Origin of the sequence: Sphingomonas sp. LR60 (genome assembly GCF_036855935.1) — a bacterium.
In the GTDB taxonomy this organism is placed as follows: domain Bacteria; phylum Pseudomonadota; class Alphaproteobacteria; order Sphingomonadales; family Sphingomonadaceae; genus Sphingomonas.
In genome coordinates, this window is the sequence record NZ_JASPFK010000001.1 from 3,035,601 (window position 1) to 3,058,480 (window position 22,880).

General features: G+C 68.8%; 19 protein-coding genes and 3 pseudogenes. 4 read left to right on the plus strand and 18 right to left on the minus strand.

The features are described from left to right. Positions 1–17: 17 nt before the first annotated feature. From ftsA to QP166_RS14325, 18 genes and pseudogenes are all read right to left on the minus strand, one after another. Positions 18–1,358: a cell division protein FtsA gene (gene ftsA / locus QP166_RS14240; protein ID WP_333916506.1), complete on the minus strand. Its 1,341-nt coding sequence runs from the start codon at positions 1,356–1,358 to the stop codon at positions 18–20. Positions 1,359–1,440: 82 nt separating this feature from the next. Further along, the gene (locus QP166_RS14245; RefSeq protein ID WP_333916507.1) at positions 1,441–2,358 is read right to left on the minus strand and encodes a cell division protein FtsQ/DivIB; all 918 of its coding nucleotides are present in this window, start codon (positions 2,356–2,358) and stop codon (positions 1,441–1,443) included. Next, complete coding sequence (locus QP166_RS14250) at positions 2,355–3,287, minus strand: D-alanine--D-alanine ligase (protein WP_333916508.1); 933 nt, start codon at positions 3,285–3,287, stop codon at positions 2,355–2,357. Before QP166_RS14250 ends, QP166_RS14245 begins: the two co-directional genes overlap by 4 nt. 191 nt (positions 3,288–3,478) lie before the next feature. After that, positions 3,479–4,386: pseudogene (murB, locus tag QP166_RS14255) on the minus strand (UDP-N-acetylmuramate dehydrogenase); the annotation flags it as partial. Further along, entirely contained in the window at positions 4,353–4,553 is a 201-nt protein-coding gene (locus QP166_RS14260; RefSeq protein ID WP_333916509.1) for a hypothetical protein, read from the minus strand. The pseudogene murB and the gene QP166_RS14260, both read right to left, overlap by 34 nt. Further along, positions 4,550–5,967, minus strand: a pseudogene (murC, locus tag QP166_RS14265) (UDP-N-acetylmuramate--L-alanine ligase). The gene QP166_RS14260 and the pseudogene murC overlap by 4 nt, the downstream one beginning before the upstream one ends. Continuing rightward, entirely contained in the window at positions 5,964–7,124 is a 1,161-nt protein-coding gene (gene murG / locus QP166_RS14270) for an undecaprenyldiphospho-muramoylpentapeptide beta-N-acetylglucosaminyltransferase (RefSeq protein WP_333916510.1), read from the minus strand. Before murG ends, murC begins: the two are co-directional and overlap by 4 nt. Beyond that, on the minus strand, positions 7,121–8,350 hold the full coding sequence (locus QP166_RS14275; protein ID WP_333916512.1) for an FtsW/RodA/SpoVE family cell cycle protein: 1,230 nt from the start codon (positions 8,348–8,350) through the stop codon (positions 7,121–7,123). The genes murG and QP166_RS14275 overlap by 4 nt, the downstream gene beginning before the upstream one ends. Next, positions 8,347–9,738, minus strand: coding sequence for a UDP-N-acetylmuramoyl-L-alanine--D-glutamate ligase (murD, locus tag QP166_RS14280; RefSeq protein ID WP_333916513.1), 1,392 nt, complete (start codon positions 9,736–9,738; stop codon positions 8,347–8,349). The genes QP166_RS14275 and murD overlap by 4 nt, the downstream gene beginning before the upstream one ends. Further along, positions 9,735–10,805 (minus strand): phospho-N-acetylmuramoyl-pentapeptide-transferase, encoded by a 1,071-nt coding sequence (mraY, locus tag QP166_RS14285; protein WP_333916514.1) that lies wholly within the window; start codon positions 10,803–10,805, stop codon positions 9,735–9,737. The genes murD and mraY overlap by 4 nt, the downstream gene beginning before the upstream one ends. A 1-nt stretch (position 10,806) precedes the next feature. After that, positions 10,807–12,177, minus strand: a complete 1,371-nt coding sequence (locus QP166_RS14290) for a UDP-N-acetylmuramoyl-tripeptide--D-alanyl-D-alanine ligase (RefSeq protein ID WP_333916515.1) — start codon at positions 12,175–12,177, stop codon at positions 10,807–10,809. A 130-nt stretch (positions 12,178–12,307) separates the two neighbouring features. After that, positions 12,308–13,723, minus strand: a complete 1,416-nt coding sequence (locus QP166_RS14295; RefSeq protein ID WP_333916516.1) for a UDP-N-acetylmuramoyl-L-alanyl-D-glutamate--2,6-diaminopimelate ligase — start codon at positions 13,721–13,723, stop codon at positions 12,308–12,310. Positions 13,724–13,733: 10 nt separating this feature from the next. Beyond that, positions 13,734–15,449, minus strand: coding sequence for a peptidoglycan D,D-transpeptidase FtsI family protein (locus tag QP166_RS14300; RefSeq protein WP_333916517.1), 1,716 nt, complete (start codon positions 15,447–15,449; stop codon positions 13,734–13,736). After that, positions 15,446–16,057 carry a hypothetical protein gene (locus QP166_RS14305; protein ID WP_333916518.1) on the minus strand — a complete coding sequence of 204 codons (612 nt, stop codon included), beginning with the start codon at positions 16,055–16,057 and terminating at the stop codon, positions 15,446–15,448. The genes QP166_RS14300 and QP166_RS14305 overlap by 4 nt, the downstream gene beginning before the upstream one ends. 2 nt (positions 16,058–16,059) lie before the next feature. Beyond that, the gene (gene rsmH, locus QP166_RS14310; protein ID WP_333916519.1) at positions 16,060–17,001 is read right to left on the minus strand and encodes a 16S rRNA (cytosine(1402)-N(4))-methyltransferase RsmH; all 942 of its coding nucleotides are present in this window, start codon (positions 16,999–17,001) and stop codon (positions 16,060–16,062) included. Beyond that, complete coding sequence (locus QP166_RS14315; protein WP_333916520.1) at positions 16,998–17,507, minus strand: division/cell wall cluster transcriptional repressor MraZ; 510 nt, start codon at positions 17,505–17,507, stop codon at positions 16,998–17,000. Before QP166_RS14315 ends, rsmH begins: the two co-directional genes overlap by 4 nt. Before the next feature lie 340 nt (positions 17,508–17,847). Continuing rightward, positions 17,848–18,291, minus strand: coding sequence for a hypothetical protein (locus QP166_RS14320; RefSeq protein WP_333916521.1), 444 nt, complete (start codon positions 18,289–18,291; stop codon positions 17,848–17,850). A gap of 39 nt (positions 18,292–18,330) precedes the next feature. Next, complete coding sequence (locus QP166_RS14325; RefSeq protein ID WP_333916522.1) at positions 18,331–19,320, minus strand: cysteine synthase A; 990 nt, start codon at positions 19,318–19,320, stop codon at positions 18,331–18,333. Between the two features lie 136 nt (positions 19,321–19,456). On the opposite strand from QP166_RS14325, the gene QP166_RS14330 reads away from it, so the two are divergent. The 4 genes and pseudogenes from QP166_RS14330 (at position 19,457) to aat (ending at position 22,847) form a co-directional block, all read left to right on the plus strand. Beyond that, positions 19,457–20,740: a Y-family DNA polymerase gene (locus QP166_RS14330; protein WP_333916523.1), complete on the plus strand. Its 1,284-nt coding sequence runs from the start codon at positions 19,457–19,459 to the stop codon at positions 20,738–20,740. A gap of 71 nt (positions 20,741–20,811) precedes the next feature. After that, complete coding sequence (locus QP166_RS14335) at positions 20,812–21,198, plus strand: hypothetical protein (protein ID WP_333916524.1); 387 nt, start codon at positions 20,812–20,814, stop codon at positions 21,196–21,198. 217 nt (positions 21,199–21,415) lie between these two features. Beyond that, positions 21,416–22,122 (plus strand): annotated as a pseudogene (locus QP166_RS14340) (ParA family protein). After that, positions 22,119–22,847 carry a leucyl/phenylalanyl-tRNA--protein transferase gene (gene aat / locus QP166_RS14345; protein WP_333916525.1) on the plus strand — a complete coding sequence of 243 codons (729 nt, stop codon included), beginning with the start codon at positions 22,119–22,121 and terminating at the stop codon, positions 22,845–22,847. Before QP166_RS14340 ends, aat begins: the two are co-directional and overlap by 4 nt. Positions 22,848–22,880: the final 33 nt, after the last annotated feature.

Genomic DNA, 22,880 nt, shown 5'->3' on the forward strand with positions numbered 1-22,880 from the left:
CGCCCGCGTCGCTGATTTCATAACGGGCCGTTTACACCGATGTGCAACATGCGGGCGCGCGGTGAAAGAGGAAACACCGTGAAACGCCCTGTTGTCGCGTCAATAATTCGCCTTCGCGGCCTGCACGAGCTTCCAGAAGCCGCGCAACCCCTTTGACGATGGACCATTTGCTGCGTCGGCGCGAGGCCGCGCAGATCGATGGGATCGCTCGCGGCGAAGAACGCCAGCCCGGACAGCGTCGCGAAACCGGGCCCGGAATGCGCCTCCGGCAGCCCGGTCAGCCCGCGCGGGCGACCGATCCGCACTGATCGACCCAGCGCCTGCTGCGCATAGTCGGCGATCCCCTTCAACTCGGCGCCGCCGCCGGTCAGCACCACCTGCCGCCCGACCGGACCCTCGAACTTCAATTCCTTGAGCGCCGCCTGGATCTCGCCGACCAGATGCTCCAGCCGCAACCGGATCACCGCGATCAGCGCCGCCTTGGTGATCTGGAGCGCTTCGGAATCCTCTTCCTGCGTGCGCTCGCGAATCGTCACCATCTCGTGATTGTCGCGCGGGCTCGCATTGGCCGATCCGTGGAAGCATTTGATCCGCTCGGCCTGCAACCGCGTGGTGCCGAAGGCGGAGGCGATATCGTCGGTGATGTCCGCCGCGCCGAACGGGATCGACTTGAGCCCAACCAGCATCGACCCCGCGAACAGCGAGACATTGGTGATCCCCGCGCCGATCTCCACGAGGGCAACCCCCAGATCGCGCTCCTCGAAGGTGAGGCAGGCGAGCCCGGTCGCGACCGGCGCGGCGATGATCGACTTCACTTCCAGGTGCGCCGACCGAACGCACAGATCGAGGTTGCGCACCGGCGAGCCGTCCGCGGCGATGACATGGATATGGACGCCGAGCCGATCGGCGTGGAGGCCGAGCGGCTTCTTCACCCCGGTCAGCCCGTCGAGCGTATAGAGCGCGGGCTGCGCATGGAGCACCATCCGCCCCTGCGGGTCGATCGACTGCCGCCCTTCGTGGAGCAAGGCGTCGATATCGGCCTGCTCGATGCGCATCCCGCCCAGCTCGGCTTCGATGAACGCCTCGTCGCTGACCAGCCCGCCCGCCGAGAAGCCGGCCCAGACGTTCTCGATGTTGAAGCCCGCGATCCGCTCCGCCTGTTCCACCGCCTCGCGCACCGCGACCTCCGTCGCGCCCATGTCCGCGATATAGCCGCGCTTGACACCGCGGCTCTCGCGCTGGCCGGTGCCGAGCACGACCAGTTCGCCGCCATCGCCCTTTTGCGCGATCATCGCCGATACCTTGGACGATCCGATGTCCAGCGCGGTAATCAGGCCGTCAGGTGCTACCTTCGCCATCGCTCTACCCCCTCATGCTTCGCCGGAGCGCAACGCTTCCCCTGCGCGCGCCTCGATCGTTCGGTCGTTGTCGCCGATCACGTTATTGCCCGTCGCCGCCGCGGCATCGGCGGGCGGATCGTTGCGGCCGTCGTCTGCGACCTGTTGCTTGTCCTGCCCGGCGCGCCGCGCATACATCTTTGGGGTCGCGCAGGTCGAAGCGCAGCCACCCCTTGCCCAGCAACGGGTCGGCGCCATCCATCTGCGCGAACTTGATCAGCGCCTGCGGCGCGCCGTCCTGCGGCAGCGCCAGCGTCTCGCCGGTGGTGAAGGTCAGGTCCCAGCGGCGATTGCCGACCCAGGTCGCGGCGCGGATGCGCGGGCGCAGCGCGGGGGCGGCGGCGAGCAGCGCCTGATAGCCCGGCTCCTGCTGGTTCGCGCCCGGCCCGATGACGAGCGGCAGATCGGGCATCCGCGACGAATCGACCGGCGCGAGCAACCGCCCGCTCGCGTCGATCAGCGTCAGCTGTCCCTTGTCCTGCCAGATCGCCGCGGGTTCGCGCTCGGTGATGTGGATCACCAGCCGATCGGGCAGGCGCCGTGCGACATAGGCGTCGGAAATCCAGCCATAGGCCAGCAGCCGCTCTCGGACGCGCTCCAGATCGACACGCAGCATTGCGCGCGACGACTGATCCTCCAGCGCGACCGCATAGACCGTCTCGCGGTCCATCCGCTTGAGCCCGGTGATGTCGACCTGTTCGACGCGCAGCCCGGCCCGCCCGGCCGCCTCGGCGACGCCCGCGCCGATCGCCTGCGGGACGCCCAGCAGATTGGCGACGAACAGCGTCGCAACGCCGACCCCGCCGAGCACCGTCCACGTCACCGCCTTGCGCAGCGCGTCCTCGCTGATCGGCATCTTGGCGAGCAGCCGGTCGCCCAGCGACGCCTTGGGCACCCGCCGCCGGTTCGGGGTCGGGCGGCGCCCCGGCGGCGCCGCGCCGCGCTTGATCGTGCGGCTCATGACTGCACTGCCCCGACCATCGCTTCGTCGACGATCGCCTGTACCAGCTCGGGGTAGCTCATCCCCGTATGCCGCGCCTGTTCGGGAACCAGGCTCAGCGGCGTCATGCCCGGCTGGGTGTTGACCTCGAGCAGGAACAGGCCGTCAACCCCGCGCTCGTCATCCCAGCGGAAGTCGGAGCGGCTGGTGCCGCGGCAGCCGAGCACCCGATGCGCCTGCAACGCCAACGCCATGCACGCCTGTGTGATCTCGTCGGGGATCTCCGCCGGGAAGATATGGTCGGTCATCCCGTCGGTATATTTGGCGTCGTAATCGTACCAGCCCGACTTCGGCCGCAGCTCGGTAACGCCGAGCGCCCGGTCGCCCAGCACGGCGGTGGTCAGCTCGCGCCCGCGGACATAGGGCTCGGCGAGCAGCTCGTCGAATTCCTGCCACGGCCCGGTCGCGTCGCGCGCGATCGGGTTGCCGTAATTGCCCGCGTCGGTCACGATCGCGACCCCGACCGACGAGCCTTCGTTGACGGGCTTCAGCACATAGGGGCGCGGCAGCGGGTCGGCAGCGTGGACGTCGGCGCTCTTGACGATCCGCCCGCCGGGCATCGGGATGCCGGCCGGAACCAGCACCTGCTTGGTCAGCACCTTGTCGATCGCGATCACCGAGGTGGCGAGCCCGGAATGGGTGTAGCGCAGGCCCATCAGGTCCATCAGGCCCTGCACGCTGCCATCCTCGCCGGGGGTGCCGTGGAGTGCGTTGAAGACCAGATCGGGCTTCGCGTCGGCAAGCTTCGCGGCGACGTCGCGCCCCATGTCGATCCGCGTGACGCGGTGGCCGAGCGACTCGAGTGCGTCGGCGACGCCGTTGCCGGAGGAGAGCGACACTTGGCGTTCGGCAGACCAGCCGCCCATCAGGACTGCGATATGAAGGGTCATACTCCCTCTCCCCTGTGGGGAGCATCGGGTGAATAGCGCGCAGCGCTGTTCAGATCAGGCTGGGAGCCTGATCGACCCGATGCTGGTCGGGGTGAGGGGCTGGTGCCTCGCAGAGAGGTCGGGCTCGGTGAGACCTCAGCCCCTCTCCCAACCCTCTCCCCGGAGGGGAGAGGGCTTTCGTTACGCACCAAACCCACCCGCTGAATCTCCCATTCCAATTGCACCCCGCTCGCCGCCTTCACCCGCGCGCGAACATCCTCCCCCAACGCCTCAATATCCGCGCTGCTCGCTCCACCGAGGTTGAGCAGGAAGTTGGTATGCTTCTCACTCACCTGCGCATCCCCGCGCCGCAGCCCGCGGCACCCGGCTTCATCGACCAGCGCCCACGCCTTATGCCCGGCCGGGTTCTTGAACGTCGACCCGCCGGTCTTCGAGCGCAACGGCTGCGATGCCTCGCGCGCCGCGGCGATCCGGTCCATCTCGGCCTGGATCGCAGCGGCTTCGCCGGCTTGGCCGCGGAAGGTGGCGGCGATCACCACCGCGCCCTCGGGCAGGTCCGAATGGCGATAGGTATAGCCGAGATCGGCGCCGGCCAGCGTCCGCCGCTCGCCCGAGCGCAACACCACCTCGGCGTCGACGAGCACCTCGGCGGTCTCGCGCCCATACGCCCCGCCGTTCATTCGCACGAACCCGCCGACCGTGCCTGGGATCGAGCGCAGGAACTCCAGCCCCGCGACGCCCGCATCGCGCGCCGTCGAGGACACGAGGATCCCGCTCGCTCCACCCCGCAACGCAGCGTCACGCCATCGAGCGCGGTCGCGGTCGCGAACGGCTTGCCGAGCCGGACCACCACGCCCGGCACCCCGCCGTCGCGGACGATCAGGTTCGATCCGAGCCCGAGCGGCATCACCGGCACCGCCGGATCGAGCGCGGCAAGAAAGGCACAGAGATCGTCGGCATCCGCCGGCTCGAACAGCCACTCCGCCGCCCCGCCGGCCTTGAACCAGACGAGCGGCGCAAGCGGTGCGTGCTGCGTCAGCCGCCCGCAGACCTCGGGAAGCGCGCTCACCACGGCCCGGCACGCCACAATTGCGCCCATGCCTGCCACGCCGCCATGTTCGCCTCGCCCGCGCGCCGCGTCGCCTCCTGTGCCGCGATCAGCGCCGCGCCCGCATCGGTGGCGTGCCGGCCGGCCTCCAGCGCGCTGCGCTGGGTGTCGAGCAATTGCTTCTGCCAGTTGATCGTGGCGTCCAACCAGTTGGTCATGCGCGTTCCCCGATCGCGGTGGCGAGCCCGGCCGCCCATTTGGTGATGTCGCCCGCGCCGAGGCAGATCACCTGATCGCCCGCGCGCACTTCTTCCGCCAGCACCGTGGCAAGCGCGGCGGCATCCGCAACCACCGCCGCCTGACGATGCCCGCGCTCCTGCAATCCCGCGACCAGCGCCTCGGCGTCGACGCCGGGCACCGGCGCCTCGCCCGCGGCATAGACCGGGGTGACATAGACCTGATCCGCGTCGTTGAACGCGCCGCGGAAGTCCTCCATCAAATTGCCGAGCCGCGAGTAACGATGCGGCTGGACGACCGCGATCACCCGCCCCTGCGCACTCTCGCGCGCGGCGGCGAGCACTGCGCGGATCTCGACCGGATGGTGCCCGTAATCGTCGATGATCGTGGCGCCCCCACCCCGGCAAAGGCGACTTCACCGACCTTGGTGAAGCGCCGCTTGACCCCGGAGAAGCGCTCGAACCCCTTCTGGATCGTCGCATCGTCGATCCCCAGTTCCAGCGCGACGCCGATCGCGGCCAGCGCGTTCTGGACGTTGTGCCGCCCCGGCATCGGCAGATCGATCCCCTCGATCGACCGCACCGCGCCGTCGCGCGAGCGGATCATCGCCTCGAAACGGTTGCCGCCCGGATAGGGCGTGACGTTGACCCCGCGCACGTCCGCCGACGCCGCGAAGCCATAGGTGACGATCCGCCGGTCGCGGACGCGCGGGATCAGCGCCTGCACCTCCGGATGGTCGAGGCACAGCAGCGCCGCGCCATAGAAGGGCACGTTCTCGACGAATTCGACATAGGCGTCCTTCGCGCGGTCGAAGCTGCCATAATGGTCGAGATGCTCGGGATCGATATTGGTGACGACCGCGATCGTCCCGTCGAGCCGCAGGAAGCTGCCGTCGCTCTCGTCGGCCTCGACCACCATCCAGTCGCTCGCGCCCAGCCGCGCGTTCGAGCCATAGCTGTTGATGATCCCGCCGTTGATGACGGTCGGATCGACCCCGCCCGCATCCAGCAGCGCTGCGACCATCGAGGTGGTCGTCGTCTTGCCGTGCGTCCCCGCGACCGCGACGGTCGATTTCAGCCGCATCAGCTCGGCGAGCATCTCGGCCCGGCGCACGACGGGGATGCGGTTGCGCAGCGCCGCCTCGACTTCCGGATTGCCGCGCTTCACCGCGGTCGAAGTGACGACCACCGCGACGCCGTCGACGTTGGTGGCGTCATGCCCGATCGTCACGTCGATGCCGCGCGCGCGCAGCCCCTCGATCACATAGCCCTCGGCAACGTCGGAGCCCTGCACCTTGTAGCCGAGATTGTGCATCACCTCGGCGATGCCCGACATGCCGATCCCGCCGATCCCGACGAAATGGATCGTCCCGATGTCGGTTGCGACCCCCTTCATGCGAACGCCTTCCGCGCCTGCGCGACACCCACCTTGATCCGCGCCCTGGGCGCGTCGAGGCTCTCGACCAGATCGGCGAGGTCGGTGACGGCGTTCGGCGCACCGCACGACCGTGCGCGGGTCGCGGCGTTGCCGAGCGCTTCGGGATCGAGTCCGAGTTTCTGCATCTGTTTGGCGAGTTCCGTCGGCGTGAAGGCGGTCTGCTGGATGGTACGCGCGCCACCCGCGGCGGTGATCTCGCGCGCATTGGCGGTCTGGTGGTCGTCGGTCGCCGAGGGCAGCGGCACGAGGATCGCGGGGCGACCGGCGGCGGTCAGCTCGGCGATCGTCGACGCCCCGGCGCGCGCGATGACGAGATGCGACCAGCCGAGTTGCTCGGGCAGGTCGGGAAGATAGGTGGCGAGATCGGCGGCGATGTCGAGGCTCGCATATTTCTCGCGCACCGCATCGATATCCTCGATCCGCGCCTGATGCGTCACCTGCAGGCGGCGACGGAACGCAACCGGCAGCAGCGCCAGCCCGTCGGGCACCACCTGGCTCAGTACCGACGCGCCCTGGCTCCCGCCGGTCACCAGCACGCGGAAGATGCCGTCGTCCTCGGGTACCGGATAGGGCTTGGCGCGCAACGCCAGCACGCTCTCGCGCACTGGATTGCCGATCAGATGCGCCTTGGCGCGGTGGCGCGGGTTGAGCCGCTCGGTCTCGGCATAGCTGGTCGCGATCGCATCGACGCGCCCCGCCACCAGCCGGTTGACGCGTCCCAGCACCGCATTCTGCTCATGGATCGCGGTCGGGATCTTCTCGGCGAACGCCGCCGACAGCGCCGGAAACGCCGGATAGCCGCCGAAGCCGATCACCGCCGCGGGCTTGAAGCTGCGATACAGGTCGCGCGCTATCGCCCGCCCCTGCACCATCAGCCGCGCCGCCTTCGCCCAGCCGAGCGGCCCGCCTGCAAACCGCCCGGCGGGAATGACATGCGTCTCCACGCCCTCGAAAAGCCCCGGAAAGCGCACCCCGCGCGCATCGCTGACCAATGCGACGCGGTGGCCGCGCTTCATCAGCTCGGCGGCGAGCGCGGCGGCCGGCACCATATGCCCGCCGGTCCCGCCGGCGGCGAGCACGTAATGGCGGGGGCGGAAGTCGCGGACTTGCGTCATTCGGCGCTCCAGCGTTGCTGCGCGATATACGGGCTACGCAGCAGGAACGGATTGCGGCGCGTGAAGGCCAGCAACAGCCCCATCCCCATCGACAGCGCGACCATCGACGACCCGCCGTAACTAATGAACGGCAGCGTCATGCCCTTCGACGGCGCCAGCCCGGTATTGACCGCCATCGAGATCAACGCCTGCGCCCCGAACTGCACCGCCAGCCCGGAGGCGGCGAGCAACCGGAACGGGTCCTGCTCGTCGAGCAGCTTGACGAACACGCGCACCACGATCGCCAGGAACACCAGCCCGACGACCATGCACGCCAGCAGCCCGAACTCCTCACCGATCACCGAGAAGATATAGTCGGTATGCGCCTCGGGCAGTCCGTATTTGACCGTCCCGGCGCCCGGCCCGGTTCCGAACCAGCCGCCGGAGGTCAGCGTGTTGTGCGCGGCATTGGTCTGGAAGTGATCGGCCGCGCCTTCGCCCTCGACGCCGGGAAACAGGAAGGCGTCGATCCGCTTGCGCGCGGTGCTGTAGAACAGATAGGCCGCGATCAACGCGACCGGCACCATCGACAGGAAGCCGAAGATCACCCGCGTCGGCGTCCCCGCGATCGTGACGAGCGCCAGCCAGATCACGCAGAACATCACGGTCTGGCCGAAGTCGGGTTGCAGCATCAGCAGCATCGCGATCAGCCCGGTCAGTCCTGCGGTGATCGCGGTCACGGGCAGCTCGGCATCGCGCGACTTGAACGACAGCAGCCACGCAACCGTGACGACGAAGAACGGCTTGAGGAATTCGGACGGCTGGAACTGCGCGAACCCGAACCCCACCCAGCGGCGCGCGCCGTTGACGCTGACTCCGACGAACGGCACCAGCACCATCAGGGCGACGCACACCGCCGCGCCGATCAGCGACATGCGCCGCGCCATCGTCAGCGGCAGCATCGACACGATGAACAGCACCGGCAGCGACACCGCCACCCACATCACCTGCCGCCAGAAATAGTGCAGCGGCGCAAAATGGAGATGCTCGCCCGAATAGCGCGTCGCGCTGACCGGCGAACCGGCCGCGACCGCGATCAGCCCGATCGCGATCAGGAACAGCGCGAGCAGCAACAGCACGCGATCGATGTCCCAGAACCACGTGCCGAGCGGCGACGGATCGCCGCGCCCGCCGCGGTTGCGTAACGAGACGCCGGGACGCGTCGGCTCGGTTCGGGTCGCGCTCATGCCAGCTCCTCCACCGCCGCGCGGAACGCGGCGCCACGCTGCTCGAAATCGCGAAACTGGTCGAACGAGGCGGCGGCGGGCGACAGCAGCACGACGTCGCCGCGCGCCGCCTCCTGCGCCGCCAGCTTCACCGCGCGTTCCAGCGTCTCGACCTCGGCGACCGGCACGCGGCCCTGCAGCACCGCGGCGAAGCGCGGGCCGCCCTCGCCGATCGTATAGGCGCGGACGACGTTGCCGAGATGCGGCACGCAGGCGTCGAGATCGTCGCCCTTCACCTTGCCGCCGACGATCCAGTGGATGCGCGAGAAAGCGGCGAGCGCGGGCGCGGCGCTTTCGGGATTGGTCGCCTTGCTGTCGTTGATCCAGGCCACGCCGTTCAGCGTCGCGATCCGCTCCATGCGATGCGGCAGGCCGGTGAACGTCTCCAGCGCGCGCTCGATCGTCTCGGCGTCGACGCCCAGCGCCTCGGCGACCGCGACCGCGGCCTTGGCATTCTGTTCGTTGTGCGGGCCTTGCAGCGACGGCCAGCGCGCCTGATCGCCGGGCAACGGCACGCCGTCGATGAAGCGGAAGTTGAGCCCCGCGGGCGCGTCGGCGAGCACGTCATGCTCGGCCTCCGCCTCGTAATCGACCACCGCGACATGCGCGGCGGACTGCATCGAGAACAGCCGCGCCTTGCTGGCGGCATAGGCATCGAAGCCGTCGTAGCGGTCGAGATGATCGGGGGTGACGTTGAGCAGCACCGCGACGTCGCAGTCGGGCGTCTGCGTCAGGTCGATCTGGTAGCTCGACAGTTCGAGCACATAGACGCCACCCTCCGGCAGCGGCTCCTGCGCGAGGATCGGCAGCCCGATATTGCCGCCCATGCGCGCGGGGATGCCGGCGGTGTCGAGGATGTGATGGACCAGTGCGGTGGTGGTCGACTTGCCGTTGGTGCCGGTGATCCCGACGACCTTGTGCGCGGCGAGGTCGGCGCGGGCCTGCGCGAAGAGTTCGATGTCGCCGATGATCGGAACGCCCGCCGCGCGTGCCTTTGCGGCAAGCGGGTGCGTGTTGAGCGGCACGCCGGGGGAGACGACCAGCGCGTCGACAGTGGCGAGGTCCAGCAGGTCGAGGTCTAGTACTTCTAGCCCTCTCCCCTTTGGGGAGAGGGTGGGGTGAGGGGCCGGTGTCTCACCGAGATCGGCATCTCTGCGAGACCCCAACCCCTCACCCCAGCCCTCTCCCCGCAGGGGAGAGGGAGCCAAAGCCGCCCGCTTTTCCGCATCACTATCCCAAGCCGTCACCCGCGCCCCAGCCGCAACCAGCGCACGAACGGTCGCGGCGCCCGAGCGCGCCAGCCCGAGCACCGCGTAATGTTTCCCCGCCCAGGCGCGCGAGACGATCATCGCAGCTTCAACGTCGACAGCCCGGCCAGCGCCAGCACCAGCGAGATGATCCAGAACCGGATCACGACCGTCGGCTCGCTCCACCCCAGTTGCTCGAAATGGTGGTGGATCGGCGCCATGCGGAAGATGCGCTTGCCGGTGCGCTTGTACCAGAACACCTGGATGATGACGGACAGCGCCTCGACCACGAACAGCCCGCCGATGATCCCCAGGACGATCTCGTGGTGCGCGACCACCGCGATCGTGCCGAGCGCGCCGCCAAGCGCGAGGCTGCCGGTATCGCCCATGAACACCGCCGCGGGAGGCGCATTATACCACAGGAACGCCAGCCCGCCGCCGATCACCGCCCCGCAGAAGATCGCCAGCTCGCCCGCGCGCGGCACGTGGGGGATGCCGAGATAGTCGGCGAACTTCACGTTGCCGGCCAGATAGACGATCAGCAGGAACGCGACGCTCGCGATGATGACCGGCATGGTCGCGAGGCCATCGAGCCCGTCGGTCAGGTTCACCGCATTGCCGAACGCGACGATCGTGAAGGCGGCGAAGACCGGATAGAAATAGCCGAGATCGATGAAATAGCGGCTGGTGAACGGGAAATAGAGGCCGGACCCGTTCTCCTGCATCACGATCCACGCCGCCACGCCCGCGATGCCGAACTCCAGCAACAGCCGCACGCGCCCGGAAACGCCCGCGGTGCTGGCCTTTCGCACCTTGTCGTAATCGTCGAGGAAGCCGATCGCACCGAAGCCGAGGGTGACGAACAGGCACGCCCAGACGAACGGATTGCGCAGGTCCATCCAGATCATCACCGACAGCACCAGGCTGGTGAGGATCATCAGGCCGCCCATCGTCGGGGTGCCACGCTTGGCGAGATGCGTCTGCGGACCGTCGGCGCGGATCGGCTGTCCCTTGCCCTGCCGAACGCGCAGCCAGCCGATGAAGCGCGGGCCGATGATCAGGCCGATCAGCAACGCGGTCGCGATCGCCGCCCCGGCGCGGAACGTCTGATAGCGGATCAGGTTGAACCCGCCCGAGAAACCGAGTTGTTCGGCGATCCAGTACAGCAACTCAACTCATCCCGTTGGCAAGGCCGCTGACCAGCCGCGACAGACCGACGCCGTTCGATCCCTTGACGAGCAACGTGTCGCCCGGGCGGATCATGGCTCGCACGCGGTCGAGCGCCTGGCCGGCATCGGGCACATGGACGAAATCGACTTGCCCCTCAAGCGCTACGGCCAGCGGGCGCATCGCCTCGCCGACCAGCACGGCCGCTTCGACGCGCGCGGCGACGACATCCTCGGCCAGCCCGGCATGGAAGTCCGCCGACCCCTCGCCCAGCTCGCGCATCTCGCCCAGCACCGCGACGTGTCGGCCGGCCGCCTGCTCGAGCACCGCCAGCGTCGCGCGCATCGACGCGGGATTGGCGTTGTAGCTTTCGTCGATCACGGTCGCTTCGCCATCGCCGACGCGCACCGTCAACCGCGCACCGCGCCCTGGCAGGCCACCAAGCTCGCCCAGCGCCAGCCCGGCCAGCGCCAGATCGGCACCGACCGCGTCGGCCACCGCGAGAACGGCGAGCGCATTCGACACCCAATGCCGCCCGGGCTGCGCGATCGTGAAGCTCAGGTCGCGCCCGCCGACCCGTGCGGTGACGAAGGTGCCGCCGCTGCGCACCACCATCGCATCGCTGGCACAGACATCGGCCCCGCGGTCGAGCCCGAAGGTCACGATGCGGCCGGCATAGGGCTTGGCCGCCTCGATCAGCCGGTCGCGATGCGGGCTGTCGAACGGGACGATCGCGGTTCCGCCGGGCTCCAGGCCGCGGAAGATCTCGCCCTTGGCGTCGGCGATCGCGCTTTCGTCGGGGAAGAATTCGGTATGCGCGGGCGCGATCGCGGTCACCAGCGCGACATGCGGGCGCACCAATGTGGTCAGATGCGCCAGTTCGCCGGGATGGTTCATCCCCATTTCCAGCACCGCGAAATCGGTGTCGGCGGGCATCCGCGCGAGGCTGAGCGGGACGCCGGTATGATTGTTGTAGCTCTTGACCGAGCGGTGCGCGCGAACGCCGGGCGCACGATCGAGCGCCGCGAACAGCGCCTCCTTGGTCGAGGTCTTGCCGACCGATCCCGTGACGCCGATCACCTTGCCCGCCACCCGCGCGCGCGCGGCGCGGGCGAGGGCTTCGAGCGCGGCGAAGCTGTCGTCGCCGCGCACCGACGGGTGTGCGGTCGGTTGCGAGACGATCGCGCCGCCCGCCCCTTGTGCGAACGCCTGATCGAGGAAGCGGTGGCCGTCGGTCGTCTCGCCGGTCAGCGCGATGAACAGGTCGCGTTCGCCAACCTCACGCGAATCGAACGCCACGCCGTCGACGGTGAAGTCGGCGGAGGCGGTGCCTCCCGTGGCGGCGGCGATGTCGGCGGCGGTCCAGAGCGTCATGCGCGCATCATACCAAAGTCGTCACCGCCGCGCAGGCGGGGATCCAGACGCGCAGGCCCGTCGACAAGAGAGCGAGCGTCACAGGTTCTGGATTCCCGCGTTCGCGGCAATGATGAAGAACGGTCAACGCTCACGCCGCCACCTCGCGCGCCACCGTCACGTCGTCGAACGGCAGCACGAGATCCCCGACGATCTGCCCCTGTTCGTGGCCCTTGCCCGCGATCAGCACGATGTCCCCCGCGCGCGCCTCCGCGATCGCGGCAGCGATCGCGGCGCGACGGTCACCGATCTCGCGCGCGCCGCGCGCGCCTTCCAGCACCGCGCGTCGGATCGCCGCCGGCTCTTCGGTGCGTGGATTGTCGTCGGTCACGATCACCACGTCGGCGCTCGCCACCGCGGCCTGCCCCATCGGCACGCGCTTGCCCGCATCCCGGTCGCCGCCGGCCCCGAAGACCAAGAGCAGCCGCCCCTCGACATGTGGGCGCAGCGCGGCGCACGCCGCCTCGATGGCGTCGGGGGTATGCGCATAATCGACATAGACCGGCACGCCGCCCGCGGTGATCGCGGCGCGCTCCAGTCGCCCCCGCACCGGCTGCAACCGCGCGAGCCCGGCGATCGTCTGCGCGACATCGCCTCCGGTCGCGATCACCAGCCCCGCCGCGATCAGCGCGTTGGCGGCCTGATACCCGCCGATCAAGGGCAGCGTGACCCGGTGATCGACGTCCCCGGCGCGGATCGTCAGTCCCTGCCCCAGCAAGGTCGGCGCGCGCGCGACCAATCGCAGGTCGTCGCCATGCTCCCCGACCGTGAAGACACGGTTGCCGCGTTCGCGCGCGATGTCGATCACCCGCTCCGAATTCGGATCGTCGACCCATACCACCGCGGTCCCGCCATCCCCCAGCACCTGCGCGAACAGCCGCAGCTTGGCGGTGAAATAGGCGGCCATGTCGCCATGATAGTCGAGATGGTCGCGGCTGAGATTGGTGAACGCCGCGGCGCGCACCGGCAGGCCCTCGGTGCGGTACTGGCTCAGCCCGTGGCTCGACGCCTCGAACGCCACATGCGTCACGCCTTCGCGCGCCAGCCCGGCGACGTTCGACAGGAAGGTGACGACGTCGGGCGTGGTCAACCCGGTCACGACGCGCTCGTCGGCGGTCGCGACGCCCAGCGTGCCGATCGACGCGGCATGATGCCCCGCCATTCGCCACAGCTGCCGCGTCATCTCGACCGTCGAGGTCTTGCCGTTGGTGCCGGTGACCGCGACCGCGGTGTCGGGGAAGGGCGCGAAGAAGCGGGCGGCCAGCCGCGCAAAGGCTTCGCGCGGCGTGTAATCGCGGATGTGGAGCGCACCCTCGACGCGCGCGCCGGGCCGCGCGACGACCGCGACCGCACCCGCCTCGATCGCCGCGGGAATGAAGTCTTCGCCGTTCACCCGCGCGCCTTCGAACGCACCGAAGATCGTACCCGGCGCGACCTTGCGATGGTCGATCGCGAACCCCGTGACCGCCTGCTCGCCGCCGTCCTGCACCAGTTGCGACAGCTTCATGCCATGGTCCTCACTGCCCACCGCTCTTCGGCACGCGATCGGGATCCTCCCAGAGCGTCGGGACGATATCCGACACGTCGATGTCGTGATGATCGTCGGGGGTCACGCCCAGGATCGCACCGACGCGCGAGATCGTGCGCCCGACCACCGGCGCGACGTTCCAGGCGGCGGTCTTCCACCCGAAGGTTTCCTTCGTACCGAGCGGCGAGTCGAGCATCGCCACCACCACATAGCGCGGCGCGTCCATCGGGAAAGCCGCCGCGAAGGTCGCGACGTTGCGCGACCGGTCGTACCCGCCCGCTACCGCCGCCTCGGCGGTGCCGGTCTTGCCGCCGACGCGGTAGCCGGGCGCGTCACCCTTGCGTCCCGTGCCGCGCAGCACGATCAGCCGCAGCATCTGGCGCATCCGCGCGCTGGTCGCCTCGCTGATGACACGCCGGCCCGCGACTTCATGACCCGGCTGGACCTTCAGCAGCGTCGCCGGTCGCCACGTCCCGCCGTTGACCAGCGCCGCATAGGCGTTGGCGAGATGCAGCGGGGTCACCGCGATGCCATGCCCGTAAGCGGTGGTCATCGTCGTGGTCCGCGCCCAGAAGGTCGGCCACAGCGGGCGTCCCTTTTCGCGGATCTCGATGTCCGGGCGGGTGTCAAAGCCCAGCTTGCGGAACATCTTCTGCATCCGCTCCGGCCCGACCTCGTCGGCGACGCGCGCAGTGGCGACGTTGGAGGAATAGATCAGCGTCTCGGCCATGTTGAGCCAGCGCTTGGGATCGCCACGCTCGTCATGGATCGTGAAGCGCCCGACCTGCAACGGATGCGTCGCGTCGAAGCGGCGCTCCATCGAGGTGACGACGCCATTGTCGATCGCCGACGCCATCGTAATCGGCTTGAAGGTCGATCCCAACTCGAACACGCTCTGCGTCGTGATGTTGCGAAGCTGCTCGCTGCCCGACATGCCGACCCGGTTCGGATTGAAGGTCGGCAACGACACCATCGCCACCACTTCGCCGGTATGGGCGTCGAGCACGATCCCGCCGCCACCGCGCGCGGAGAAGGTCGTCATCGCGCGGCCCAGCTCGCTCTCCATCGCCGCCTGGACGCGGGTGTCGATCGACAGCGTGACCGGCTGGTTGATCGTCGCGGGGTTCGTCAGCCGCTCGTCGAGCGCGCGCTCGATTCCGCTCATCCCGTGGCCGCCGCTGATGAAGCCGAGCACATGCGCACCGAGCGTCGACTGCGGGTACAGCCGCTGCGTCTCGCGCTCAAAGACGATGCCGGGCTCGCCGATCGCGTTGACCGCCTCGACCAGCGCGGGGCTGGCGCGGCGGTTGAGATAGGTGAAGCTGACCGGGCGCGTGATCTGCGCGTAGAACCACGCCTGATCGCCGCGGTCGGGCATCAGGTCGGCCAGCTTCTGCGCGATCTGCGATGGATCGCCGAGCAGCTTCTTGGGATGGACGCCGATCGTCCAGGCATCGATCGTCCGCGCGAGCGGCGCGCCGTTGCGATCGACGATATCGCCGCGCGGCGCGGCCAGCACCGGCGCGATGCCGCGCTCGCCACCCTCGGTCACGCCAAGCATCGCCAGCCGCCCGATCACGATCAGCACCGCCGCCGCGAACAGCAGCATCAGCATCATCAGGCGTAGATGTTGCGTCGCCAGCAATTGCTGGCGCTGGTCGCCCGAGCGGCCGGCGCGAAGTGGTCGGGCGACCAGGGTTGTCAACGCAGGCGGCCCCGTTCGGCGCGGGCGCCGCTCAACAGGTCACCCAACGTATTGTCGCTGAGCAGTCCGCGGTCGAGCATCGCGACCTTGGCGACCTTGACCGGCGCGGCGACGGCACGCGCGGCGACCTTGGTGACCGTGATCGGGGCGCTGGCAGCGGCGACCTGCACCGCGGCGACCTTCACGACGGCGGGCGTGGCAGTGGCGGTGCTGGCGGTGGCGACCGCCGGAGTGACGACGACGACCGGCGCGGCGGGGACGATCAACTGCGCGGTCTGCACCTGCACGTCACGTCCCGGCACCGGCAGCCCCTGCACCGGCGACAGCGCGGCCAGCGCGCGCTCGTCCGAAACGAACTGCTGCGCGGTCGGCACCGTCAACGCCAGCGTGTTGCCGTTCCAGCGCTCGAGCTGCGCCAGGTTGGCGCGCACGTCGAACTCGGTCTCCAGCGCGCGGATATCGCGCTCGGCCGAGGCGATGCGGCGGTCGACCTGGTCGACCCGCTTGCGCTCCGCCGCGACCTGCGAGGATACCAGGTAGAAGCCGATCGCCACGATCGCGCAGCCGGTCAGCCACCCGAGCCCCTTCAACCGATATATCGCCGCCATCGTTACGCCTCCAAACGCCAAGGGGCCGCCCCGGTACGCCGGGCGGTGCGAAGTGTGGCGGAGCGGGCGCGCGGGTTCGCGGCCAGCTCCGCTTCGCCCGCGCGGATCGCACGGGCAGTGATTTCGAACGTCGGCTCGCGCGTCGGCGCGCTGACCGGCAGATGCCGCGAGCCGGCGGGTGCGGCACCCGACCGGTCGCGCAGGAAGCGCTTGACGATCCGGTCCTCCAGCGAATGGAAGGTCACGATCGCCAGCCGGCCGCCGGGCTTGAGCACGCGCTCGGCGGCTTCCAGTCCCTGCGTCAGCTCGTCCAGCTCGCCGTTGATGTGGATGCGCACCGCCTGGAAGGCACGCGTCGCCGGGTCCTTCTTGTCGTGCGGACGATGCCCGAGCGCCTTGCGGACGACGTTGGCGAACTGCGCGGTCGTGGTGAGCGGGCGCGCCGCCACCACCGCGCGTGCGATCCGCCGCGACTTGGGCTCCTCGCCATAGCGGTACAGCACGTCGGCGATCGCCTCTTCCTCGGCCTCGTTGAGGAAATCGGCGGCGGACATGCCTTCCTGGCTCATCCGCATGTCGAGCGGCCCGTCCGACTGGAAGGAGAAGCCGCGCTGCGCCTGGTCGAGCTGCATCGACGACACGCCGATATCCATCGTCACGCCGTCGACCGGCACCGCATCGCGCGCCGCCAGTTCCGATTCGAGCGCCGAGAAGGTCGCCGACACCAGCGTCAGCGCGGCTTCCTCCTCCAGCGCGCGACCGTTGGCGATCGCGTCCGGGTCGCGATCGAACGCGATCACCGCCGCACCGGTCGCGAGGATCGCACGGGTATAGCCGCCGGCGCCGAAGGTCGCGTCGACGTGGCACTCACCGGGGGCAGGGGCGAGCGCGGCGACGACTTCGTCGAGCAGGACGGGGATGTGCGGGGCGACGGTGCTGCTCATGACAGGGGGATCCCCTTGTCCTCGCAAGCGAACTCCACATACTCCTTGAGGAAGGGGTCGATCCCCGGCGTCTCGATCAGGACGTTCGGTGCCCAGATCGTGATCCAGTTGAACGCGCCGAGGAACACCGCCGCGCCCTGGATGCGGGCGTAGCGACGCTCGAACGTCGGCATGATGAAGCGGCCGGAGCCGTCGAAGGGCAGCGGCTCGGCACCGCCGGCACGGTCGAGGATATTGTAATCGGTGCGTCCGCTGCTCGCGAACTGCGCGGCATCCAGCGCCTCGAGCTTCGCCTTCCAGAACGGCACGAAGCCGGGATCATAGGCAATCAGGCAGCGATGTTCGGGGTGCGGCGCGATGATGACGGTGCCGCCATCCTTGCCGTCCTCACGCGGGGCGTTTTTGGCCAGCGTCGCGCGCAGGGTGTTGGGAATCGCGACCCGGCCCTTGTCGTCGACAAGACCGAGTCCCTTTCCCTGATAATCCACCCTGTCGACCACGCCCACCTCGCACCCGGGGCGCACAACCATCCTGCCCGGCGCACAGCCCTCGCCGCGCGCCGACGTTGCCGTCAGCAAACAACAGTGGTTCTGCCCCCAATGTCGTTAGGGATAGGTAACAGGGTTGGATGGGGAAGAGAAGGGAAATTCGGGGAAATCCGGGGAGAAGACGGATGCTCCTTAGAATCTCGCACAAATCCAAGGTGGAGCCTGTGGTGGTGGTTTCGAAAACAGGCTGGCAGGCGCGTCGCGCGGTGTCGCAAACCCCGTATTTTCCGCATTTCGGCGCCCCGTCCCCGGATTTCCCCGGCGATTTCTCAAGGCCGGAAGGGGCCACATAACGCGCTTACAGGTGGCGAAGGGGGCAATGTGCGCGCGATTCGGGGCGCGGTGCGACACGGCTTCGACCGCAGCCGAAGGCCGCGGCATGGCTGTCACAACATGCCGTTGGTCGAGGATGCGTCAGCTGCGGGTTGCGAGGGCACGGGCGATTCGACCGCCGAGGGGGTCGGTGCTGCGCCAGGGTCACGCCCATTTCGGCGAGCGGCTCGTTCGTGGGGCCGGCGGTGGGGGCGGACGCCGGCGCGCTCATGTTCGCAACCAGTTCCGGCTGCGATGCTCCGGTCGCATTGACCGGTTGTTGCTGGTTTACCGAAGAAAAGATCGCGCTCGCCAGCCCGATCAGCAGCACCACCGCGGCGAGGCCGATCATTCCGACACGCACACGCTGCCGGGTCTGTTCTGCCTGCTGCCGTTCGACAGCGGCCTTGTCTTTCGGAGGAGACTTCATCGGTCGCGCATTTCTAACCGATCGTCGCGCGATTGTCGATCAATTCGTTACCGCCGACGCGCGCACCAATCCTTTCGCGGCAAGCCACGCCGGATCGTAGAGCGTCGAAAGATAGCGGAACCCCGTGTCGCACAGGATCGTCGCGATCCGCTTGCCGGGCCCGAGCTGCCGCGCAAGTCGCACCGCGCCGGCGACATTGATCCCGGACGAAAGCCCCAGGCATAGCCCTTCCTCGCGCAACAGCCGGTCGGTCCAGTCCAGCCCCTCCTGATCGGGGATGCGGAATTGCGCGTCGACGGGTGCGCCTTCCAGATTGGCGGTGATCCGCCCCTGCCCGATCCCCTCGGCGACCGACGAACCCTCGGCGCGCAACTCGCCGCACGCATAATATTCGTAGAGCGCCGCGCCGTGCGGATCGCTGAGCGCGATGCACACATCGGGATCATGCGCCTTCAGCCCCAGCCCGACCCCCGCAAAGGTGCCGCCGGTCCCGACCGCGCAGGTGAAGCCATCGATCCGCCCGTCCATCTGCGTCCAGATCTCTTCGGCGGTGCCGACGATATGCGCGCGGCGGTTGGCGATGTTGTCGAACTGGTTCGCCCAGATCGCGCCGGGCGTCTCTTCCGCGATTCGTCGCGAGGTGTGCACGAAATGCGCCGACGACGCATAAGGCGCGGCCGGAACCGTCACCAGCTCCGCCCCAAGCGCGCGCAACGTGTCCATTTTCTCCTTGGACTGCGTATCGGGCATCACGATGATCGTGCGATACCCCTTGGCATTGGCGACCAGCGCCAGCCCGATGCCGGTATTTCCCGCCGTTCCCTCGACGATCGTGCCACCGGGGGCGAGCACCCCGCGCTCCTCGGCATCGGCGACGATGAACAAGGCCGCCCGGTCCTTCACGCTCGCGCCCGGGTTGGCGAACTCGCACTTTCCAAAGATGTCGCAGCCGGTTGCCTCGCTCGGCCCCTTCAATCGGACGAGCGGGGTGTTGCCGATCAGGGCCAGCGTATCGGTGGTGGTATGCATGGCCGCGTAGATGCGGACGCACCCGCCGATGCGCAAGCGAATGAAACTTTCAGTCCCCCTCTCCCGCCTTCATCACGCTCGCCAAGCGCCGCCTGATCTGTCATGTTCCTGATATGTTTCCGTTGTCGAGTCACCGATGCACGACCTGCCACCCCGTCCGCTGCGCTGGCTGTTCCTCGACCTGAACAGCTATTTCGCGAGCGTCGAGCAGCAATTGCAGCCGAGCCTGCGCGGACGGCCCGTCATCGTCGCGCCGGTCGGCACCGACACGACCGTCGCGATCGCGGCCTCGATCGAGGCCAAGCGCTACGGCATCACGACCGGCACCCCGGTGTGGGAGGCCAGGCAACGGTGCCGCGAACTGGTCGTCACCCCCGCTCGGCACGAACGCTATGTCGAATTCCACCATGCGATCGTCGCGGAAATCGAGGGGCATATCCCGGTCACCAAGGTCTGCTCGATCGACGAAGTGGCATGTCGCCTGCTCGACAACGAAAACGACCGCGCCCACGCCGAGGCGCTGGCGATGCGGATCAAGCGTGGCATCCGCGAGCGGGTCGGCACCTGCCTGACCTCCTCGGTCGGGATCGCGCCCAACCGGCTGCTCGCCAAGCTCGCGTCCGACCTGCAAAAACCCGACGGGCTGGTGGTGTTCGAGGCCGCTGACCTGCCGCACGCGCTGTACCGGCTGTCGCTGCGCGATATCAGCGGGGTCGGCGCCAAGATGGAACGGCGACTGGCGCGCGACGGCGTCAACGACATCCAGCAATTGCTCGCACGACGCCCGCGCGATGCCGGCCACGCCTGGGGCGGCACCAATGGCGACCGGCTCTGGTATCTGCTCCACGGCGTCGACCTGGCGGACAAGGCGACGCAGAGCCGCACGATCGGCCACAGCCATGTCCTGTCGCCCAGCAAGCGCGGCTATGGCGCAGTGCGGCTGACCGCGCGGCGGCTGGCGCTCAAGGCGGCGAGCCGGCTGCGCCGCAAGGCGTATCGTGCACGATTGCTGGTGCTCCATGCGCGGTTCGAGGACGATAAGAGCATGTGGCGCGCCTCCGCGAAGCTGCCCGCGACGCAAGACAGTTTCGCGATGCTCACCGCGCTGGACACGCTGCTGCCGCGGCTGCGCGCGCAGGAGATCGGGCATCGCAGCGGCTGCCGCATGATCGGCGTGACGCTCGCCGAGATCGAGCCGGTCGTCGGGGAGCAGCATTCCCTCTTCGCGCATCTGCCCGCCGACGATCCGCTGGCGCGCGAGACGCGCGGGCTGGCGCTGAGTCGCGCGATGGACCGGATCAACGAGCGATTCGGCCGCCACGCGGTCTCGGTCGGCGCGATGCACGGTGGCCGCCTGGATCGCGTCGGTACGAAAATTGCGTTCGGACGCATTCCCGACATGGATGAATTCCACGAATGAGCCAGACTCTGATGCACCGCAACAATCCGTGACTTGACGGAGTAAAGCGCATGGGCGAAGCGGCGCATATTATGCAGAAGCTCCTCCCCCTCTCGCTGGCCGCCGCTCTGCTGGCGCTGTCGGCCTGCAACTCCGAACCGTCCTCGCCGCAGGTGCTGGACAGCAATCCCGATCCGATGGCCTCGACGCTCGCCAACGCCGCGCCGATCGAGCTGCCGCCCGCCATCAAGGCCGACAAGACCATGCGCTGCAAGGATCAGAGCCTTGCCTATGTCACCTTCTTCGATGGCGACAAGCAGGCGGTCGTCCGCACCGAAAAGGGCGGCGCCGCGACCACGCTGAAGGCAGCGAAGGCTGGCGATCCGCTGACCGCCGAGGGCGGCTGGAAGATGACCGGCACCACCAGCGAGATCAAGCTGACCCGCCCGGGCAAGCCCGAGCTGGTTTGCCACTCGTAATCTCGTTCACTTTCCTGACGTCGTTCCGGACTTGATCCGGGACGACGATTCCTCCTGCTGCGACTGGGCTTGCGGCCCCTCCGGATCCTGTCCGGGATGACGCCGGGAAATCGCGGGCACGACCGTAGCCCACCCCTGACCCGCCATGGCGCGGGGCGCCTTCCAATCTACATCATCTTCCTTGCTCTGCGTCCGGCCGGACCGTAGCGTCGCGCCCATGACGACGGTGGCGATCTACAGCGTGAAGGGGGCGTCGGCAAAACGACGCTCGCGATCAATCTGGCGTGGTGCGCGGCGACGCTGTCGGCACGGCGCACGCTGTTGTGGGATCTCGATCCGCAGGCATCCGCGACCTGGGCGCTGGGCGACGGCCGCGCGCATGATCGCGCCGGCGCGTTGTTCGCCAAGGGCGTGTCGCCCACCAAGCTGATCACGCCGACCGCGTTCGACCGGCTGGACCTGCTCCCTGCCGACGCTTCGCTGCGAGAGCTGAACCATCAGCTGCGCGAACTCGACAAGAAGCGCCGGCTGCGCAAGTTGATCGCCGAGCTTGGCGATCACGATACGGTGGTGCTCGATTGCCCACCCGGCTTGACCGAAACCGCCGATCAAGTGGTGCGCGCCGCCGATCTGCTTGTGGTGCCGGTGGTGCCCTCCGCCCTCTCGCAACAGGCGTTCGCGACGCTCGATCGGGAATTCGGCGGACAGGTGCCGATCCTGCCGGTGCACGTAATGGTCGACCGCCGCCGCGCACTCCATGCCGAGGCGCTCGCGCGCAATCCCGACTGGCCGGTGATCCCGATGGCGAGCGCGGTGGAGAATGCCACGGCGCAACGGGTGCCGGTCGGCGTGGCCGCGCCCCGTAGCGTCGCCGCAACCGCTTTTGCGCAATTGTGGCGAACGATCGAGCAGCGGCGGGCTTGACCAGTCCGGGCACACTCGATCCGGGGTTGTTGCTCGGTGCCTATTCGGTCGGCGTGTTCCCGATGGCCGACAGCCGCGATTCCGCCAGCATCTATTGGGTGGAGCCGCGCCGCCGCGCCATTCTGCCACTCGAAGGTTTTCATCTGTCACGCTCGCTGCGGCGCGTGATCGCGGCCGACCGCTTCCGCGTCACCGTCGATCGGGCGTTCGGGCAGATCATCGCCCTGTGCGCCGAGGCGGCGGTGGACCGACCGGATACGTGGATCAATGCGATGATCGAGGAAGCGTTCCTGCGCCTCCACGCGCTCGGCCATGCGCATTCGGTCGAGTGCTGGGACGGCGATCGGCTGGTCGGCGGGCTCTACGGGCTCGCGGTCGGCCGAGCCTTCTTCGGCGAGAGCATGGTCAGCCGCGCGCCCAATGCCTCGAAGGTCGCGATCGCCTCGCTGGTCGCACGGTTGCGCGCCGGCGGCTTCTCGCTGCTCGACTGCCAGTTCATGACCGCGCACCTCGCCTCGCTGGGCGCGCAGGAGATCGATCGCGCCGATTACATGGAATTGTTGGGGGCGGCGCTTTCCTCGATCGGCTCGTCGGCGGCCTCGTCATCCGCAGCCGCGGTTGCGGACGTCGCGACAGGCGACTTCTTCGCGCTGGATGCCTTGGCCGGCGTGGACGGCGCGGTGCCGGGGAAGGTCGTGGCGCAGCTTCTCGTCCACACGTCATAGACCGGGTGGATGACGACGTTGAGCGCGGGACGC